We start from the raw sequence: 20629 nt of genomic DNA on the forward strand, positions 1-20629 counted from the left end.
CCTTTCTTAGTTTAATTCTATTATTTTATTGAATAATTTTTTGTTTTCAGTTATTTTTTCTTTTGAACCTATAATACATTTATGCGAAAATCTAATATTTTCAAATTCTTCTGCAATTTGGCGTAAATCTGAAACCGTAGTATTTTTGACTTCATTAACAATTTTTTCATAAAAATCCTTTGGACTGTTCGTAAGATATTTAGTTAAAGAATAATATGCTTTTGCATTTGGTGACATAAGTGTATCAAGAGTGTTAAGTGTACCGATAATGTATTTATTTAAAGTTTTATCATCTATTTCAAGATTTTTAATATAATTATAAATATTATAATAAGTTTCTAAGGTTTCCTCTAAATTCGGATCACGGTATGACCACAGACCGAAATTTCCATAATTATTAATAATCATTCCGGCACCGTAAGCACCATTTTTAACTCTAACATTATTCCATAAATAATCAAGGTTTAATATATGACGTAATACCAAATATGCTCCGGAATAGCTACTAATATTATAACCAACGCCTACATATTGAACCAATGTGTCAAAATAAAAACCTTCTGAATAATTTTTATCTTTTAATTCAACTTTAAATCCACCTTGATCATTAATATTGTTTGGAAATTTTTTTACTAATTTAGAAATATTTTTTTTAAAGTTTTTATATTCTCTTTCATTACCAACAAAATTAACTAAAAGTCGTGAACTGTTAAAAATTAATTTGGTAATATTTTCTAGGTTTTCTTTTATATTCTCAAACTCAGTTTCAAAATTAGCTACTAAATTTTCGATAAATAAATAGAAATTATATTCTGAAATCTGTTCAGCCAAAGCACCTTGAACGGTATAATAACTGATAAGTCGTTTTGATACGAAACTATGCCCTGCTTGTTTAAATCTATTTTCAAGCATAAGTTTAAGCTCTAATAGTACATTATATATAGATGTTTTATTTTCAAAATCAAAGTTTAAAGTAGTTTCTTCTAAAATATCAAATAGTTTTTTTGATTTTTCTACAAGATATTTTGTCCCTATTATAAAATTAATTGAACAACGTTCACTTTCAAATTCTCTAAAAATCTCAATACTTGAACTAATATTACCTAAATTGAAATCAATTTCTTTTATTATTTCGGATTCTGTTTTATTTTTAGTATTTAGATTAAATAACAAATAAGTTAATAGCGAAGAATATTGTAACTGTGGTATGGTAAAGTCCGTTATATTAAATAATAATCTTGAATAAGAAATGCCGTTAGTTACTGTATCAAAATGTGAATATGTAACATCTTTTAATATTTCAATCTCAGTTTTTTCCAGTGGATTTTTTAATTCTACAGTTTTTGCATCAACACTTTTTATTTTTCTCAAATTTTCTTCACTATCCGGTGTTTCTTGCCAAACTTTCAAATCGTTTGTTTCTTTAATGATGTCATTTATTTCTTCAGCAGATAAAGTTTTCTGATAAGAGACCAGATCTTTTTCCGTTTGTTCTTTTTTATCAACCGGTAAAAGTTCAACTATACTTGATTTTTCATTATCTAATAACCATTTTTTGGCTATTTTTTCAAAGTGTTTATTATCGCAGTTTTTCTGTATATTATTAATAACTTTATCAATATCAAAACTATCTAACGGATCGTATCCATAATTCCAAGCGCGCATAATTTTTACGGCATAAGATATTCCTTTAGGAGAGCCGGTTTTGTTAATTTCCTCTTTAACGGAAAAGTTCTTTTTATTAATTGTAGCCTGAACTTGTTCGTAATCAAATCCGGCTGTTATTATTCTACTTAAGGTATCTTTATAAAGTTTATCTAATTTACTAAGCTGATTATCATCTACATATTTAAAGATAATATTATATACAGCTTCTTTGCGATCTTTATGCAAGTAACTATATACATCTTCACAAATATTATTATCAATAAAATATTTTCTAAATTCCGTATTACTGCTTCCCAATAAAATATCATCAATAATATCTATATTATCTATTTCTATGCTGTTATTGCTATCTCCCAATATATAACTATATGCAACATACCCTTTATTATTAGTTTTTTCATTAAAATAAGTACGTCTAAAGACTTTATCAGAAAATTCATTTTGTGAGATTATTTGATAATTACTGTAATCTTTATACTCATAATTATTTAAATAATTATCAATTTTTATAAGATAATTATCAATTTTTAAATTACCGTAAAGAACAATATAACTGTTACTTGGATGATAATTATAGTTATATGTATCAATAAATTCTTTATATGTAATACTGGGAATGGCTTCCGGTTTACCGCCGGATGAATAACGATAAGGTGTTTTTGTAAACAACGCTTGTGATATATAGTCATCAAGGACTTCATCAACAGAAGAATAAGCACCTTTCATTTCGTTATAAACAACACCTTTATAAGTTAATTTATCATCAACACTTTCTAAATGATAGTGCCATCCTTCTTGAGATAAAATATTCTTATTTGTTTTTAATTTTGGATTAAAGACAGCATCTAGGTAAATATCAGTTAAAATTTCAAGATCTTTGTCATTTTTAGAGGCTACCGGATACATAGTTTTATCAGGAAATGTCCAAGCATTTAAAAATGTATTAAAAGAACCTTTTAGTAATTCTACAAAAGGTTCTTTTACCGGATATTTCTCTGAACCACATAAAACAGAATGCTCTAAAATATGAAAAATACCATTGTCATTATAAGGGATAGTTTTAAATGCTATACTGAAACTTTTGTTTATGTCCTCATTTTCCAGAAAAATTAATTTTGCCTTTGTCTTTTTATGTTCATAAACATAGGCATTGGTATTTATATTCTTAAGATATTTTGTTTCTTTTAGTTCAAATGTCATATTAATATTTTAGTAGTAGATTACATTTTTAATAATGTAAGTACATCATAATCTTTTAGTTTATCCATTCCGTTTAAACCGTCTAATTCAATTAAGAATGCAATACCTACTACAATTCCTCCTAATTGTTCTACTAATTTTATTGATGCTTCAATAGTACCGCCGGTTGCAAGTAAATCGTCGGTAATTAAAACACGTTGCCCGGGTTTAATAGCATCGGCGTGCATTGTTAATGTGTTACTTCCATATTCTAAATCATATTTATAGCTAATTACTTCACGTGGAAGTTTGTTAGGTTTTCTCACCGGAACAAATCCTATTTTTAATGAATATGCAACCGGACAACCAATAATGAAACCACGAGCTTCCGGTCCGACTACTACATCTACTTTTTTTTCTTTTGCATAGTTAACAATTTGATCAGTTGCATATTTATAGGCTTCACCATCTGCCATTAATGTTGTAATATCTTTAAAACTTATTCCTTCTTTTGGCCAATCTTCTACGATTGAAATATATTTTTCTAAATTCATCTATTTTACTTGTTCTCCTAAAAGTTTTCTTAACTAATACATTATACTATATTTTAAGCAAATAAGCAATTTAACAAGTGCCAAAAATAAGGCGGTATACGAAAAATATTATTTAATTGACAAAGCGGCAAGTTATATTGATATGTTATTTTTTCGAAGTATTTATCTTTAGTTTTTTCACCATATATAAACCTACATCAATAATAGGTAATGACGTTATTTTTTTTAATTCATTTTTTATATAAGGAAAATGTGTGCATCCTAACACAATTGCTTCGACCTGCATCTGTTCAAAATAATTTAATAAATGTATAAAGTTAAATTTAGTAACTATTTCATCAGGTTTTTGTTTTTCCTCTATTGCTTTGACAAGTTCTAACATTGTTATCCCTAATATTTTTAATTCGGGATTAGCGACATAAAGATTATTTTCAACGCCTACTAAACCGTGAGAATTAGCTGTTATAACCGCTAGATTACGATATTCAAGCCCAAGAGTGCGATACATCTGCATAGGAGTTATTATTGTTACATTGTATTTCTTTGATAATTCATCAAAATTAATAGCGGAACTAAGTGAGTTGCAATAAACAAAAATTTTAGTACAATTTTGAATTTTTAACTTTTTAATATATCCAATAATTATTTTTTCTTTTTCTATTTTTTTCATTGCTTGAAATGTTGTTTGTTCAATCGGATTTTTCGATATTGGTATGGCAACAAGATTATTATAACCATGCTTTTTTAATAATTCTGCTCCCAAATTTGTATCAACTGGTGTTCCTGCCATAACTGCTATTTTCATAATATTCCTCCTAACTTATGATTAATCGTTGATATGATTATACTATAAAAAGATAAAAAAATAAAAGTAAAATTCATAATTTAGAGAAATCCATTTTTTATACTTATTCTATAATTTCATACCACATCTGTTTTAATTTATAATATTAATTGATTTATCTAATAAAAAATCGGAGATAAATATTTCTAAATATCTCCGATATAATGAAATTATTTTTATATTATTTTATATTAATTAATAATTCATTATTATAATCAAGTTTAATCTCCATACCATCTTCAATACCATGGCGAATTAATTCTACTGACAGTTTATTTTCAATTTGACTTTGAATGAAACGTTTAAGCGGTCTTGCACCAAATTTTATGTCAAAACCTGCTGTTGCAACCCACTCTGCCACATGATCTGTATAAGTTAATATAATATTTTTATTTTCTAAACGAACAACCAACTCATTTAATAATTTATTTGCTATACCTTTAATATTATCCTGAGTAAGCGGTTTAAAGATAATAATATCATCCATACGATTTAGAATTTCCGGTTTAAAGTAAGCATATAGTTGATTAGTTACATTTTTACGTGTTTGCTCGCTAATTTGTCCATCTTTAACTTCTTCTAATAGTTCTAATGAGCCTATATTTGATGTCATTATAATTATAGTATTTTTAAAATCTACGACAACACCTTTAGAATCTGTTAACGTACCTTCATCCAGTAGTTGAAGCAAGATGTTAAACACATCAGGGTGAGCTTTTTCTATTTCATCCATTAGAATAATGCTATATGGATTACGACGAACACTTTCTGTTAATTGTCCTCCTTCTTCATATCCAATATATCCCGGAGGTGCTCCTATTAAACGACTTACTGAATGTTTTTCCATATATTCACTCATATCTATTCTAACGATATTTTTTTCATCATCAAATAAATTAAGCGCCAATGCTTTAGCTAGTTCTGTTTTACCTACACCGGTTGGACCAAGGAATAAAAAACTACCTATTGGTCTATTTGGATCTGCAATTCCTGCACGTGAACGTAAGATTGCATTTGTAACGCTCTCTACCGCCTCATCTTGACCAATTACTTTTTTATGGATTGTATCTGCTAAATGTAGTAATTTTTCTTTTTCTGTTTCGACCAAACGTGTTACAGGAATACCTGTCATTTGGCTTACGATAAAACCGATTTCATCTTCTGTTACTTCTTGTTTTAAAAGTTTATATTCTTCTGTTTTCGACTTTTCTTCCAATTCATTTAATTCTTGTTGTAATTTTGGCAAGGTAGAATATTGCAACTCTGATGCCTTTTCTAAGTTATAGCTATTTTGTGCTTGTTCTAGCTCCAATTTTACCTTATCAATTTTTTCACGTAAATTTTTAACTGCCGATAATTTTTCTTTTTCATTATCAACTTGTAATTGTAAAGCATTTTGTTCTTCTTTTAAATTTGCTAATTCTTCACGTAAGTGTAACAAACGTTTTTGTGAAATTTCATCATCTTCACTACTTAGTGCTTTTTCTTCAATTTCTAATTGCATCACTTTACGATTAATAGTATCCAGTTCAGCAGGATTAGAAGAATTTTCCGTTTTTATTGTTGCGCATGCTTGGTCAATTAAATCGATAGCCTTATCCGGTAAAAATCTATCGGTTATATATCTATTAGATAATTCGGCGGCTTCTACTATTGCTCTATCAGAAATTTTTACTCCGTGATAAACTTCAAAACGTTCTTTAAGACCACGTAAAATTGAAATAGTGTCTTCTACAGTCGGTTCTTTAACTAATACTTTTTGGAAACGACGTTCTAACGCTGAATCTTTTTCGATATATTGGCGATATTCATTAAGAGTGGTTGCCCCTATACAGTGCAATTCTCCACGCGCCAACATCGGTTTTAAAATATTACCCGCATCCATCGCGCCGTCAGTTTTACCGGCTCCGACTAACATATGAATTTCATCGATAAATAATATAATTTTCCCCTCTTGTTCTTTAATCTCTTTTAATACGGCTTTTAAACGTTCTTCAAATTCACCACGATATTTAGCTCCGGCTACCAAACTGGTTAAATCTAACTCAAATACTGTTTTGTTTTTTAAACTTTCCGGTACATCACCACGAACAATACGCTGTGCTAATGCTTCTACTATCGCCGTTTTACCTACACCGGGTTCTCCGATTAACACAGGATTATTTTTTGTTTTACGTGATAAAATTCGTACTACATTACGTATTTCTTCATCACGTCCGATAACAGGGTCAATTTTACCGTTTTTCGCCTCGTCTACCAAATCTCGACCATATTTTTCTAATACTTCGTAATTATTTTCAGGATTTTCATTCATTACTTTTTTCCCTCCTCTGATATCATCAATTATAATTGACAATTCTTTTAATGTTGCTACTTTATCCACATATTTTTTTACAATACTATTTTTTACATAACTTGCCAGCACTATATGCTCACATGAGATAAATTTATCTTCATATTTGTTTTTATATTTATCAGCCTCTACTAATAAAACATTTAAATCATTACTTAAATAACCACCATATTGTATATTCTCTCCGTCTACGGCACTTATTTTATTGATTTCATTTTTTAAATCGTTCAATAATCCTGCTTTATCAATATTTATTCTTCCTAATATATCACTATATAAATTATTACCAGATAATGCTTCGTAAAGAAACATTTCACTCGTAATACTTTGACTTTTTTTCTCTATTGCTTGTTGTGAAGATTTTGCTAATATTTCTTTAACACTATTTGTAAAACTATTAATATCCATAGTAAATCTCCTTAAATTATTTTATATTTAGTAAAAAAGATCAATTATTTTGACCTTTTTTGACCTTAATCCAATTATATCACTTTTGACCTTTTTTGACAATGATTTTTTTTAAAAAAAATTAAAAATTAAGCAAAATTAATGCTTAATTTTTAATTTTTACATTTTATAATATTTTTATTAGTTGTTCTACATCTTCTTTTTTAGTTGACCAATCTACGACGAAGCGGATAATTGTATGTGAATCATCATATTTTTCCCATTTTGCAAATTGAACGGTTTTTTTAAGTTTTTCCATTCTACTATTTTCCATAATAATAAATTGTTGGTTAGTAGGTGAATCAATGTAGAATTTATAACCTTTATCTTTTAAACCTTTTTTCAATAACTCTGCCATTTCGATAGCATGTTTACTTATATTAAAATATAAATTGTCGGTAAATAATGTATCAAATTGTACACCAAGAAGTCTACCTTTAGCTAACAATGCCCCTGCTTGTTTAATAATTGTTATGTAATTTGCCGGTATTATGGTTTTATTAGTAAAAACAACCGCTTCTCCGCATAATGCTCCTACTTTTGTTCCCCCGATATAGAAAACATCGCACAAGTCAGTAAATTCTTTAAATGTTATATCACATTCTTTAGCCATTAAACCGTAACCTAAACGTGCGCCGTCTACAAATAAAGGTACATTATATTTTTTACATACTGTATGCAGTGCTGTTAATTCTTCTTTATTATATAGTGTTCCGTATTCCGTAGGATATGAGATATAAACCATACCGGGTTTTACCATATGCATAAGATTGGCATCTTTGCCAAATGTATCAAAATACTCTTCCACATCTTCAGCCCTTAATTTACCATTATAATTAGGTAGTTCTATTACTTTATGTCCTGTGTATTCAATTGCGCCTGCTTCATGGGTACTGATGTGTCCTGTATTTGCTGCAATTACTCCCTCATAAGAACGTAGTAAAGATTTTATTACAACAGCGTTTGTTTGTGTTCCACCGACTAAAAAATAAATTTCAGCCTCTTCTTTTTCGCATGCAAGTCGAATTTTTTCTTTTGCTAGTTCACTATAACTATCCATTCCATAACCATATTCTGATTCTAAATTTGTTTGGGTAAGTTGCTCTAATATTTTTGGATGAGCACCTCTTCCATAATCATTTACAAAAAATAATGTCATTTAGTATCTCCTTATATCCTTTTTAGTTTATATCATCCAAAAAATATTATATAATAAATAAACTTATTAATCAATAAACAGTAGAAAGAGTATAATATGAATTTTAAAATTTTACATAGTTACCAAAATGTAGAACAATACCTAAAAATTTTCCTAAAATTATCTAAAAAAAATATTCACGCCATTCGCATGAATAGCCATCACAATAAAGAAACTATAATAATTAATAAAAAACCTGCAACTTTAAATACACCGTTAAAAAAAGATGATATATTAATTATTAATATATTTTTTGTACAATCAAAATATATCGTAAATACTTCATTAGATATTATTAAAGAATATGAAGATGATTATTTTCTTGTAGTATCGAAACCGGCTGGAATGAAAACGCACCCTAATGATATTGATGTAGAAAATGATACACTTGTTAACTTCTTGATTAGTGATTATATATATCTTGAGCCGATACATCGTTTAGATGTTGATACGAGTGGACTTGTTATTTTTGCTAAAACCCCTTTTGTAAAGGCAAAACTTGATTTAATGTTGGAACAACGCTTAATAAAACGTTATTATAATGCGTTAATAAAAAATAATCTCACTCCGCAGACTATTAAAACAAATATCGGTCGTGATAGACGTGAAAAAAATAAAATGGTTGTTGTTCATAACGGAAAATCAGCAGTAACTCATATTCTTAACTGTAAAAAAATAGGTAATGAACGTTATGTTATTACACTTTCATTGGATACAGGACGAACTCATCAAATTCGTGTTCATCTAGCACATTTAAAATCGGCGATTATAGGTGACAGATTGTATTCTAATGATGGATATAAATACGATAAAATGTATTTAGGAGCATTCAAAGTCGAATTTAAACACCCGATTACTAATAAAAATATTACTATTATGTCACAATTAGAAGATGAATTTTATTTATAATGTGTATAAAATTTATATGAGATTATTCTTTAAAATCAACCTCTAAAACTTAGATAAGTTTTAGAGGTTGATTTCCTTTTTATATCTCGTATTTACCATACAATTACATTAATTTTTTATTTCCACAAATCTTCTAACAAGTGCGTTTGTGTTCTATCTGGTCCGGTTGAAAATACGGAAATTTTTACACCCACCAATTCCTCAATTTTTTCTAAATATTTTCTTGCATTGGTAGGTAGTTCTTCTAATGATGATATACCGGTAATATCTTCGTTAAAACCTGATAATGTTTCGTAAATTGGTTTGCAATCTTTTATAATATTTTCATTTGCAGGATACTCTGTTAAAATTTCTCCCTTATAGTCATAAGCTGTACAGATTTTTATTTCTTTAAGACCTGACAATACATCAAGGCAGTTGACCGATAAGTTTGTCATACCTGACACACGTGCTGAATGACGCATTACAACAGTGTCAAACCAACCTATACGACGTGGACGTTTTGTTACCGTTCCATATTCATGTCCCACTTCACGAATTGTATCCCCAACTTCATCAAATAATTCTGTTGGAAATGGTCCGTCACCTACACGAGAAGTGTATGCTTTACAAATGCCAAGGACTTTAAAACCGTTTGTCGGAACAAAACCGTTACCTATAGTAATTCCGCCGGCACTTGGATTTGATGATGTAACATAAGGATATGTCCCATGGTCAATATCAAGCATTACCCCTTGTGCTCCTTCAAATAAAATATTTTTTCTTTCTTTCTGAGCATCTCCTAACACTTTTGATGTATCGGTAACATATTGTGCTAACTGTTTTCCGTATTCAAAATATTCGTTAAAAATTTCTTCAACTGTAAAACCATCAACACCGTAAATTTTTTCAAATACTTCATTTTTTTCTTTCAGATTCTGTTCTAATTTTTTCTTAAATAATTCTTTATCTAATAAATCAGCAATACGTACTCCACAACGTTTATACTTATCTACATAACATGGCCCGATACCTTTTTTAGTAGTACCTATTTTGTTGTCCCCACGTCTTGCTTCTTCTACTTCATCAAGTTTCAAGTGATATGGCAATACTACATGTGCTCTGTTAGAAATCCTTAAACCGTTACATGTTACACCACTTTCTTTTAGACGGTTAATTTCACCGCAAATCCATTTCGGATCAACTACTAAACCATTACCTATAACAGATAATTTCTCATCATTAAAAATACCGGATGGAATAAGTTGTAGTTTATAAGTTTTACCGTCGAACTTAATTGTATGTCCTGCATTGTTACCACCTTGATAACGTGCTATAACATCAGCACGCTCTGCTAAAAAATCGGTGATTTTACCTTTCCCTTCATCACCCCATTGTGAACCTACTACTACAATTATTGACATTAGTTGTGCCTCCTGAAAGCTATTATTTTTTCCATTAATTATTATACCACAAATACGGATATTTGCGAACATTTTTTTATAATTTTATAAAAAATTGTGTAAAATATAATATAAAAGTGAATTTACATAATTTTTTTGTTATTTTTATTATAAAAAACGATTATTATATATAAACTGTGTATAAATTACTTTAAATAAATACGAAATATTAAAATATCATTTCCTATTTATATCTAGTATATTATATAGGAGTTGGATACTATATTAAATCTAACTACGAAGGAGATCGTGATATACACTATACAATAATATATAGAAATGAATTGGAGTTTAAAAAACTATTTGAAAAATGCTAAGCAACATCATGTTGCTTAGCATTTTATCCTTATTTTTTCTCATACCCCATACTTGACACAGAGCTACTTTATTTTCCGGTTCTACTTTCTATATTATACTTATTTGATTAATTATTTTAGAATATTCCTAAAATTGTTTCTGTTTCTTCATCTATATTGATATTTAATGCACTTGGTACTTTTGGTAATCCCGGCATTGTCAGTACTTTATTAGCGTACGCTACCACAAATCCTGCTCCGCTACGTAGTTTTACATCACTGATTGTAATATTAAATCCATGTGGTCGACCTTTCAATTTTGAATTATCAGAAAGTGATAATGGTGTTTTCGCCATACAAACCGGTAAATTTCCGAAACCTAACTTTTCGATTTTTTCTATTTCTTCTTTTACTTCATCAGTAATATTTACACCATCTGCACCGTAGATTTCACGACAGATAGTTTCGATTTTTTCTATTATCGATACTTCGTCTTTATACAGTAATTTTAACTTTTTATCATTACTTTCTACAACTTTTACTACTTTTTCAGCTAAATCTATTCCGCCTATGCCACCTTTTTCCCAAACTTCTACACGAGAAAATTCAACATTTTTTTCTTTTGCCCAATTTTCTAAAAATTCCAGTTCTTTTACTGTATCAGTAATAAAAACATTTAGGGCTATTATAACCAGTAAATTAAATTTTCGTAAATTTTCAATATGTTTTTCTAAATTTTTTACCCCTTTTGCCAATGCTTCTAAATTTTCTTCTTTTAAGTTTTTTTCTTCAATATCACCATGAAGTTTTAATGCTTTAATAGTAGCCACAACTACAGCAGCTTTCGGATTAAGACCTGCCTTACGACATTTTATATTTAAAAATTTTTCAGCACCAAGGTCTGCTCCAAATCCCGCTTCTGTAATAACGTAATCTGCATATTTCAAAGCTGTTTTTGTTGCCAAAATTGAGTTACAGCCATGAGCAATATTCGCAAACGGACCTCCATGAATAATAGCCGGATTATTTTCTAACGTTTGAACAATATTAGGTTTAATTGCATCTTTTAACAGAGAAGTAATAACCCCTTCAATCTTCAAATCCTTAAGATATACCGGATCTCCTTTTTTATTATAAGCTACTAATATATTACTTAGTTTTTCTTTTAAATCACCAAGATTTTCTGATAGGCATAAAATCGCCATAATTTCACTGGCAACTGTAATATCAAAACCATCTCTACGTTCCAATTCTGTTCCTACATTGATTTTTATATGACGTAAATCACGTGCATTCATATCCATTACACGATTAAAAATAATTTTATCAATTTCAAGTTCATTACCTTGAAATACATGATTATTAACAAGAACTGCTATTGCATTATGAGCGGTTGTAATAGCGTGCATATCACCGGTAAAGTGTAAGTTGATGTCCTCCATAGGAACAACCTGTGCATATCCTCCACCTGCTGCACCACCTTTTCTCCCTAATACAGGGCCTAATGACGGTTCACGTAACGCTACACACGATTTTTTACCAATTTTATTTAGAGCATCTGACAACCCTATGGTAACAGTTGACTTACCTTCTCCACTTGATGTTGGGTTGATTGAAGTTACTAAGATTAAATTAGCATCCTCTTTAATATTTTTCTTTATATTTTTTGTTTGAATTTTGGCTTTATAATTACCATATAAAATCAAATCATTTTCACTTATTCCTAATTTATTTGCCACTGTTTTAATATCTTGTTTTTTACATTCATTTGAAATTTGAAAATCTGATTTCATTTATCATACCTCTTTTCTATAAGGGTTATTTTTTATATAAATCACGATGTTTTAAATTATTCTTCCAATCCCGGGACACGTTTATAAATTTTATCAATATTTATCAAATGAACATTTAGGTCAAAACAACTGTCCAATATTTCTTTTGATACCGTTTTTTGAATAATTTCATTTTCTTCTAATAATTGTTTAAATGGAATATTTTCGAACCATGATCTCATTGCCAACGGTTGTACTAAATCATATGCTTCTTCGCGAGAAAATCCATAATTTTTAATTAGATTACTCATAGTTCTTTGAGCAAAAATAACCCCATTAGTTGCATAAATATTTTTAATCATATTATCGGTAAATACTGTCAGATTTTTTACAACATTTGTAAAACGATTTAACATATAATCTAACAATGTTGTTGCATCATTACTTAAAATACGTTCTGCGCTTGAATGTGAAATATCACGTTCATGCCATAAAGGAATATTTTCATAAGCAGCTAGCATATAACCACGCATAATTCTGGCACAACCCGCCATATTTTCACTTGAAATAGGGTTTCGTTTGTGTGGCATTGCACTGGAACCTTTCTGATTTTTTGAAAAGAACTCTTCTGCTTCACGAACTTCTGTTCTTTGCAAGTGACGAATTTCTACCCCTATTTTCTCAATAGAGCTTGCAATTAATGCCAATGTCGCATAGTAATCAGCGTGTCTGTCACGTTGTAGAGTTTGTGTCGAAATGTTACTTGACTCTATTCCTAATTTTTTACATACATAGTCTTGTACTTCCGGTGGCGTATTAGAAAATGTTCCTACTGCACCGGAAATTTTCCCTACTTCAATGATTTTTCTTACTTCATTAAAACGTTTAAGATGACGATTAAATTCATCATAGTATAGTGCAAACTTTAATCCGAAACTACTTATATCGGCATGAACTCCGTGAGTACGTCCAATACATGGAGTAAATTTGTACTGCAATGCTTTTTCTTTTAATACTTCTTGAAATTTTAATAAATCTTGATACAAAATATCGTTTGCCTGTTTATATAAATATCCGTATGCAGTATCAACTACATCTGTTGATGTTAAACCGTAGTGTATCCATTTTTTTTCATCACCTAAGTAACTTGATACATTGCGAGTAAAAGCTACTATATCATGTTTTGTTTCTTTTTCCAATTCAAAAATTCCTTTTAAATCAAATTTTGCATTGGTAAATAATTTTTCCACATCTTTTTTCGGAACAACTCCTAGTTCACTCCATGCTTCGGTAGCATATAATTCAACTTCTAAATATGCTTTAAAGCGATTTTCATCACTGAAAACATTACGCATTACTTCTCTGCTATATCTTTCAATCATTTAAAATAATCTCCTGCCATTAATAAAAATACTGTGGGATAAACAATCAACTTTATCACAATTATTATGTATATTAAAAATTATTAACATCAATAATAAACTAATATACTAACACATTTTTTATAAGGATAAATGACCTATATCTCGTCTGAAAAATAGTTCTTTACATTCTATTTTTTCTATTTCATTATATACTTTTTCTCGTGCTTCTTGCAAGGTTTTTCCATTTGCACATACTAATATAACACGTCCGCCATTTATAACAATTTCACCGGATACCTTTTTTGTTCCCATGTGAAAAACGGGTGTCGATACTTTATCTAAACCTTTAATTATTGCACCTTTTTCACTATGTTCCGGATAACCTTTAGCTGCCATTACCACCCCGATAAATGCATCACTGTTCCATTTTAGTTCAATATCTTTTCCATCAATCACATTGTTAGCAATATCATACAAACTACTCTCTAATTTCAGTAATAATATTTCACTTTCAGGATCTCCAAAACGAACATTAAATTCAATAGTTTTAATACCGTTTTTACATTTCATAAGCCCGGCATACAAAATGCCGTAAAATGGCATCCCCTCGTCACTCATTGCATTAACAATAGGTTGAACTACTTTTTCAATTCCTTCTTTTATGTCATCTACAGTGATTTTTTTCAGCGGAGTATAAGCTCCCATCCCTCCGGTATTTAACCCTTGATCATTATCAAAAGCTCGCTTGTGATCTTGTGCAATTTCCATTGGATAAACCTTTTTATTCGAAACGAAGCACATTAATGAAAATTCTTCTCCTTGAAGAAATTCTTCAATTACGACTTTAGCACCTGCTGAATTAAACTTGGAATTACACATCATTTCTTTTAATTCATACTGTGCTTCTTCTAAAGTATTCGCAATAATAACACCTTTACCTGCTGCTAAACCGTCAGCTTTTAAAACTATAGGCACTTGTTGTTCAGCTAAATATTCACTAGCTTTTTTATAATCACTAAAACTTTCATATTTAGCAGTTGGAATATCGTATTTTTTCATCATCATTTTTGAAAATACTTTACTTCCTTCTAATTGTGCAGCTTTTTTACTTGGTCCAAAAGCACGAACATCTTTTTCTTGAAGTTTATCAATAAGTCCATTAACTAATGGTACTTCCGGGCCGACAAATACTAGGTCTATATTGTTTTCTTTTGCATAACTTGGTATTTGGTCTTCATTTATTGTTACGCACGTTCCAAACTCTTCGACCGCAGGATTAATTTCTGTCATAAATATTTCATGACCCTCTTTATAAAGTTTATATGCAATAGCGTGTTCTCTTCCGCCATTACCGACTATTAATACTTTTGCCATAATTAGTGTTTAAAGTGGCGAATTTTACTGAAGACCATTGCCACTCCTTTCTCATTGCAAGCATCAATGCTTTCTTGATCCCGAATAGAACCTCCCGGTTGAACTATTGCTGAAATTCCATATTTAGCTGCCAAATCTACACTATCACGCATTGGAAAGTACGCATCTGATGCCAAAATTGCACCCTTTGCTTTTTCTCCGGCTTGCTCAAGAGCAATTTTACATGAACCGACACGATTCATTTGTCCTGCTCCGATTCCCAAAGTTTGAGAATTCTTCACTACCACAATAGCATTTGATTTTACATGTTTTACTACCTTTAACCCAAATTCTATATCTTTTTGTTGTTCAGCGGTAATTTTTTTATAAGTTACATCTATATATTCATCAGCAAGTTTGTCATTAAAATCTTGAACCAGTATGCCTCCACGAACACTTTTAATTTGTTCAACTGAATTATTGTTTTTTTCGCTTAACTTATAAATACGTAAATTTTTCTTCTTAGTCAATATATCCAACGCTTCCTTCTCATAATCATTAGCCAAAATAATTTCCAAGAAAGTTTTACTCATTTTTTCAGCCGTACGAATATCGATTACTCCATTAATCGCAATAATACCACCGTATATTGATACAGGATCTGCCTCGTAAGCACGACTATACGCCTCAAAAACATCTTTACCGACAGCAACACCACAAGGGTTCATATGCTTAACAGCAATACAAGTAGTTTCATCAAATTCATTCAATATATCTAATGCAGCACTTGCATCTTGAATATTATTGTAAGACATCGCTTTGCCATGTAATTGAACGGCATTGTGCAGTGCATAACTTTCATTGTTATTTTGAACATAATGATGTGCTTTTTGATGCGGATTTTCTCCATAACGTAAAGTATCTTGTAATTTATACGAAATTGTTAATTTTTCCGGAACTAAGCTATCTTTTTTATTAAAATAATTTGCAATAGCTGCGTCATAACTTGCTGTTGTATTAAATACTTTTATTGCTAAAGAACGTCGTGTTGATAAAGAAATGCTACCATTTTCTAATTCTTTCAAAATTTTATCGTAATCAGCAATATCAGTTACTACAACCACATCATTAAAATTTTTTGCAGCACTTCTTAACATACTGGGGCCACCAATATCAATATTTTCAATAATTTCTTCTTCAGTTACATCAATTTTTTTTATCGTTTGTTCAAAAGGGTATAAATTTACACAAACTAAATCTATATATTCTATATTATTTTCTCTTATATGCTTATTGTGTAATTTGTTCCCACGTTTTGAAAGTAATCCTCCATGAATTTTAGGGTGCAGTGTTTTTACACGTCCTTCTAAAATTTCAGGAAAATGTGTTATATCTTCAATACTTATACATGAAACACCGTTATTTTTTAAATGAGTAAATGTTCCTCCTGTACTAATAATTTCATATCCGTATTTCTCTAAACCTTTCGCAAATTCTACAATATTCGTTTTATCACTTACACTAATTAATGCTCTTTTTGTCATAGCTCCTCCTCTAATAGTTTTAAAATAACATTTGGATAAAGTTCATGCTCTAATTTATGGATTTTTTCAGTTATTGTTTCTAATGTATCGTCACTTGATACTTTTAACGAACGTTGGGCTATTACCCTACCACCATCTAATTCTTCATTTACATAATGAATACTTATACCAATTTTATTTTCTCTTGCATTAAATGCTTGTTTAATGGCGTCTTTCCCTTTGTATTTTGGCAACAATGACGGATGTAGATTTAAGATTGTTTTTTTATAATTTTCTAAAAAGTATGGAGAGATAATTCTCATATATCCTGCTAAAAAGATATAATCAAAATTCTTAACTTTTTCAAAAATTTCTTTTTCGTAGTCTTGTTTTGTCGAAAAATTTTTTGCAGAAAAAACATAGGTTGGAATACCTCTAGCTTGTGCTTTTTTAATAACTGCAGCATTTTTTTTATCACATACTAATAGTTCTATTACCATTTTTTCTTTTAAACGTTTATCATCCGCTATTTTTTCAAAATTACTACCTGTTCCTGATGCAAAAATGGCTACTTTCTTCATATTATTTTTATTCCACTTTCATTAGTTACTTCTCCTAAAACAAAGGAATTATCCAATAAAGATAAAGTTTTTCCTACATCTTCTTTTTCTACTACAAGTACCATACCGACACCCATATTAAAAATATGATACATTTCTTCTTCGTCTATACCACCTTTTTCTGCTAGAAAGTTAAAAATTTTTGGTACGCTATAAGAAGATTTGATAATTTTCATTCCTAAGCCATCTTTTAAACAGCGTGGCAAATTTTCATGAAAGCCCCCTCCCGTTATATGAGCAATTCCTGCTACTTTTACTTCTTTAAGAACCGTTAAAACTTCTTTAACATATATTTTTGTAGGTGTTAAAAGAGTTTCCCCTATTGTACTATCTTCAAATTTTTCATTTAAACTGATATTATTATCTTTTAAGATTTTTCTTACTAATGAAAAACCGTTTGAATGAACACCGCTAGATGCTAAACCGATAACTACTTGTCCGGCTTTAGTATTTTCGGGATTAAGTAACAATTCTTTTTCTTGTGCACCGACACAAAAACCTGCAATATCATACTCGCCATCTTCATAAAAACCGGACATTTCCGCTGTTTCTCCACCAACTATAGCACAATTGGCTTGCATACAACCTTCAGCTACACCTTCAACAATAGCTTCTACCTGTTTAGGATAATTTTTCCCAACAGCTAAATAATCTAAGAAAAACAAAGGTATTGCGCCTTGAGCAAGTATATCATTGGCACACATTGCCACTACATCAATACCGATAGTATTATGAATATTCAATTCAAATGCCAACTTTAATTTAGTTCCTACACCATCAGTTCCACTTACTAAAACGGGATTTTTAAAGTTATAAGCACTAAGATCGAATGCTCCGCCAAATCCCCCGATTGCTGACATCATACCCAAATTTTTTGTACGTTCTACATGTTTTTTTATACGTTCTACCGATTCGTATCCGGCTTGTAAACTAACACCACTTTCCTCATATTTTTTGCTCATTATTTTTACCCCTTTCTTGTAAAAATTTTTTTTGAATATCTGTCATTGAACTTATGTAATTATCTTCATAATCATATAACCCTGCCGAATAATCTCCATTGAAGCAATCCATACATAACCCTGTATATGGTGCATCATAATTAAGACCTATTGATTCTACTAAACCATCTTCACTTAAAAATCCCAACGAATCAGCTCCTATTATTTCTTTAATTTCTGTTATTGTTTTATTAGCTGAAATTAATTCTTGTGTTGTTGAAATATCTATTCCGTAAAAACTTGGAAACATTAGTGGAGGACAGGCTATTCTTACATGTACTTCTCTTGCGCCCGCTTCTTTAAGTAATTGAACAATACGTTTACTTGTAGTTCCTCTTACAATTGAGTCATCTACCATTACAATACTCTTACCTTTTACCACGCCTTTAACAGCGGATAATTTCATTCTAACTCCCTGTTCTCGCAATTTTTGAGTTGGCTGAATAAAGGTACGAGCTACATATTGATTTTTAATCAATCCCATTTCATAAGGTAGTCCACTTTCTTCTGCATAGCCACTTGCTGCTGATAATGATGAGTTTGGTACTCCAATAACCATATCGGCATCCGGAGTTGGTTGTTCCTTAGCCAAGCGGCGTCCGGTTCTTTTTCGTGCCGAGTGAACATTAATTCCTGCAATATTTGAATCAGGACGTGCAAAATAGACATACTCCATAGCAGCAATAGCTACCAAAGTGTTATTGGTATATTTTTCAATACGAATTCCATCATCATCAATTATAACCATCTCTCCCGCACCGACATTACAAACAAATTCTGCACCTACAACATCAATAGCACAGGTTTCACTAGCTGCCACATATGCTCCGTTCTTTGTTTTTCCTATTGCTAAAGGTCTTAAACCATTTGGATCTACTGCACCATATAAAGCATCTTTTGTTAAAAGCAAATACGTAAAACCGCCCTTAATTTTTTGTAAACTTTCTTTTAATTGTTCTTTAAATGTTGATTTACCACTTCTTCTTATTAAATGAATTAAAACTTCCGTATCTGATGATGAGTGAAAAATTGCCCCATCTTGTTCTAATTCACGTCGTAAAGTTTTAGCATTAATTAAATTACCGTTATGACAAACGCCTACACTCATATCATAAAAATGGTATAAGAAAGGTTGAATATTTTGAATACTATTGTTACCTGATGTTGCATATCTAACGTGTCCTATTGCACTGTTACCTACAAGATGTTCTAATTTTTCCTTATCACGAAATACTTCTGAAACCAAACCTAAATCTCGATACCCTCTTAAAGTATTATTATCGCGTGAAACTATTCCAGCCCCTTCTTGACCGCGATGTTGTAAACTATGTAATCCAAAGTACGTAACATTACTTGCAGATGGATGATTCCAAATACCGAACACACCACACTCTTCATTAATCCCTCGCATCTTCTAATCTCCTTAAAACTTCTTCATAAGCTTCCATCACCGAACCTAAATCTCTTCTAAATCTATCTTTATCTAATTTTTCATTTGTATCTTTGTCCCATAGGCGACAAGTATCCGGAGAAATTTCATCAGCTAAAATAATATTTCCATCCTTATCACGACCAAACTCTATTTTGAAATCTACCAAAATTAAATTGGCTTTTAAATATAATTTTTGGAGTAAACTATTAATTTTAAGTGCTTGCATTCTTATATTTTCCAATTCTTCTTCCGTTACAATTTCCAATGCGACGGCATGATCGTTATTAATTAACGGATCGTTAAGCTCATCATTTTTATAACTAAGTTCAAAAATCGGCTTTATCAATTTTTTTCCTTCTTCAATACCATATTTTTTAGCCATTGAGCCTGCAACTATATTGCGAATTATTACTTCCAACGGAATAATTGTTACATGTTTACAAAGTTGATCTGTTTCATTTATTTTTTTTATAAAATGAGTTTTGATGCCTTCTTTTTCTAAGTATTCAAAGATTAATGAAGTAATGGTATTATTGAAAACTCCTTTCCCTTCAAACTCTTCTTTTTTTACGCCGTTGAATGCTGTAGCACTATTTTTGTAGTGAACGTAAATTTCATCATCATTAGCACATTCGAACAATTGTTTTGCTTTTCCTTCATATAATAATTTCATT

General features: G+C 30.2%; 15 protein-coding genes. 1 reads left to right on the plus strand and 14 read right to left on the minus strand.

Features of this window, described 5'->3' with window-relative positions:
- Nucleotides 1–6 precede the first annotated feature (6 nt).
- From BQ7358_RS07085 to BQ7358_RS07105, 5 genes are all read right to left on the minus strand, one after another.
- Nucleotides 7–2868 (minus strand): insulinase family protein, encoded by a 2862-nt coding sequence (locus tag BQ7358_RS07085; protein WP_062173429.1) that lies wholly within the window; start codon nt 2866–2868, stop codon nt 7–9.
- A 20-nt stretch (nt 2869–2888) separates the two neighbouring features.
- On the minus strand, nt 2889–3401 hold the full coding sequence (locus BQ7358_RS07090) for an adenine phosphoribosyltransferase (protein WP_021752837.1): 513 nt from the start codon (nt 3399–3401) through the stop codon (nt 2889–2891).
- A 145-nt stretch (nt 3402–3546) separates the two neighbouring features.
- The gene (locus tag BQ7358_RS07095; protein WP_062173426.1) at nt 3547–4206 is read right to left on the minus strand and encodes an aspartate/glutamate racemase family protein; all 660 of its coding nucleotides are present in this window, start codon (nt 4204–4206) and stop codon (nt 3547–3549) included.
- 220 nt (nt 4207–4426) lie between these two features.
- A complete protein-coding gene (locus tag BQ7358_RS07100; protein ID WP_062173424.1) occupies nt 4427–7006 on the minus strand; it encodes an ATP-dependent Clp protease ATP-binding subunit in 2580 nt (859 codons plus the stop codon).
- Nucleotides 7007–7172: 166 nt separating this feature from the next.
- Complete coding sequence (locus BQ7358_RS07105) at nt 7173–8204, minus strand: threonine aldolase family protein (protein WP_062173422.1); 1032 nt, start codon at nt 8202–8204, stop codon at nt 7173–7175.
- A 96-nt stretch (nt 8205–8300) separates the two neighbouring features.
- On the opposite strand from BQ7358_RS07105, the gene BQ7358_RS07110 reads away from it, so the two are divergent.
- The gene (locus BQ7358_RS07110; RefSeq protein WP_062173421.1) at nt 8301–9152 is read left to right on the plus strand and encodes an RluA family pseudouridine synthase; all 852 of its coding nucleotides are present in this window, start codon (nt 8301–8303) and stop codon (nt 9150–9152) included.
- A gap of 116 nt (nt 9153–9268) precedes the next feature.
- Here BQ7358_RS07110 and BQ7358_RS07115 read toward each other — a convergent pair whose 3' ends face one another.
- From BQ7358_RS07115 to purC, 9 genes are all read right to left on the minus strand, one after another.
- On the minus strand, nt 9269–10555 hold the full coding sequence (locus BQ7358_RS07115) for an adenylosuccinate synthase (protein ID WP_062173419.1): 1287 nt from the start codon (nt 10553–10555) through the stop codon (nt 9269–9271).
- A gap of 472 nt (nt 10556–11027) precedes the next feature.
- Nucleotides 11028–12683, minus strand: a complete 1656-nt coding sequence (locus BQ7358_RS07120; RefSeq protein WP_072520407.1) for a formate--tetrahydrofolate ligase — start codon at nt 12681–12683, stop codon at nt 11028–11030.
- A gap of 56 nt (nt 12684–12739) precedes the next feature.
- Entirely contained in the window at nt 12740–14044 is a 1305-nt protein-coding gene (purB, locus tag BQ7358_RS07125; RefSeq protein WP_062173417.1) for an adenylosuccinate lyase, read from the minus strand.
- A gap of 120 nt (nt 14045–14164) precedes the next feature.
- On the minus strand, nt 14165–15400 hold the full coding sequence (purD, locus tag BQ7358_RS07130) for a phosphoribosylamine--glycine ligase (protein WP_062173415.1): 1236 nt from the start codon (nt 15398–15400) through the stop codon (nt 14165–14167).
- Nucleotides 15401–15402: 2 nt separating this feature from the next.
- The gene (gene purH / locus BQ7358_RS07135; protein ID WP_062173413.1) at nt 15403–16923 is read right to left on the minus strand and encodes a bifunctional phosphoribosylaminoimidazolecarboxamide formyltransferase/IMP cyclohydrolase; all 1521 of its coding nucleotides are present in this window, start codon (nt 16921–16923) and stop codon (nt 15403–15405) included.
- Nucleotides 16920–17483, minus strand: a complete 564-nt coding sequence (gene purN, locus BQ7358_RS07140; protein WP_062173411.1) for a phosphoribosylglycinamide formyltransferase — start codon at nt 17481–17483, stop codon at nt 16920–16922. Before purN ends, purH begins: the two co-directional genes overlap by 4 nt.
- Complete coding sequence (gene purM / locus BQ7358_RS07145) at nt 17480–18484, minus strand: phosphoribosylformylglycinamidine cyclo-ligase (RefSeq protein ID WP_062173409.1); 1005 nt, start codon at nt 18482–18484, stop codon at nt 17480–17482. The genes purN and purM overlap by 4 nt, the downstream gene beginning before the upstream one ends.
- Nucleotides 18468–19934, minus strand: a complete 1467-nt coding sequence (gene purF / locus BQ7358_RS07150; protein WP_062173407.1) for an amidophosphoribosyltransferase — start codon at nt 19932–19934, stop codon at nt 18468–18470. Before purF ends, purM begins: the two co-directional genes overlap by 17 nt.
- Nucleotides 19921–20628, minus strand: coding sequence for a phosphoribosylaminoimidazolesuccinocarboxamide synthase (gene purC / locus BQ7358_RS07155; protein ID WP_062173405.1), 708 nt, complete (start codon nt 20626–20628; stop codon nt 19921–19923). Before purC ends, purF begins: the two co-directional genes overlap by 14 nt.
- Nucleotide 20629: the final 1 nt, after the last annotated feature.

The sequence above is a fragment of the Gemella massiliensis genome, from assembly GCF_900120125.1.
Classification (GTDB): domain Bacteria; phylum Bacillota; class Bacilli; order Staphylococcales; family Gemellaceae; genus Gemella; species Gemella massiliensis.

What these genes read in the sequence shown, in the direction of transcription:
- purM (WP_062173409.1), bottom strand. Translation starts at nt 18,484, where the DNA reads ATGAGCAAAAAATATGAGGAAAGTGGTGTTAGTTTACAAGCCGGATAC.
- BQ7358_RS07105 (WP_062173422.1), bottom strand. Translation starts at nt 8,204, where the DNA reads ATGACATTATTTTTTGTAAATGATTATGGAAGAGGTGCTCATCCAAAA.
- BQ7358_RS07100 (WP_062173424.1), bottom strand. Translation starts at nt 7,006, where the DNA reads ATGGATATTAATAGTTTTACAAATAGTGTTAAAGAAATATTAGCAAAA.
- purB (WP_062173417.1), bottom strand. Translation starts at nt 14,044, where the DNA reads ATGATTGAAAGATATAGCAGAGAAGTAATGCGTAATGTTTTCAGTGAT.
- BQ7358_RS07120 (WP_072520407.1), bottom strand. Translation starts at nt 12,683, where the DNA reads ATGAAATCAGATTTTCAAATTTCAAATGAATGTAAAAAACAAGATATT.
- BQ7358_RS07085 (WP_062173429.1), bottom strand. Translation starts at nt 2,868, where the DNA reads ATGACATTTGAACTAAAAGAAACAAAATATCTTAAGAATATAAATACC.
- purF (WP_062173407.1), bottom strand. Translation starts at nt 19,934, where the DNA reads ATGCGAGGGATTAATGAAGAGTGTGGTGTGTTCGGTATTTGGAATCAT.
- purD (WP_062173415.1), bottom strand. Translation starts at nt 15,400, where the DNA reads ATGGCAAAAGTATTAATAGTCGGTAATGGCGGAAGAGAACACGCTATT.
- purH (WP_062173413.1), bottom strand. Translation starts at nt 16,923, where the DNA reads ATGACAAAAAGAGCATTAATTAGTGTAAGTGATAAAACGAATATTGTA.
- purN (WP_062173411.1), bottom strand. Translation starts at nt 17,483, where the DNA reads ATGAAGAAAGTAGCCATTTTTGCATCAGGAACAGGTAGTAATTTTGAA.
- BQ7358_RS07090 (WP_021752837.1), bottom strand. Translation starts at nt 3,401, where the DNA reads ATGAATTTAGAAAAATATATTTCAATCGTAGAAGATTGGCCAAAAGAA.
- BQ7358_RS07095 (WP_062173426.1), bottom strand. Translation starts at nt 4,206, where the DNA reads ATGAAAATAGCAGTTATGGCAGGAACACCAGTTGATACAAATTTGGGA.
- BQ7358_RS07115 (WP_062173419.1), bottom strand. Translation starts at nt 10,555, where the DNA reads ATGTCAATAATTGTAGTAGTAGGTTCACAATGGGGTGATGAAGGGAAA.
- BQ7358_RS07110 (WP_062173421.1), top strand. Translation starts at nt 8,301, where the DNA reads ATGAATTTTAAAATTTTACATAGTTACCAAAATGTAGAACAATACCTA.
- purC (WP_062173405.1), bottom strand. Translation starts at nt 20,628, where the DNA reads ATGAAATTATTATATGAAGGAAAAGCAAAACAATTGTTCGAATGTGCT.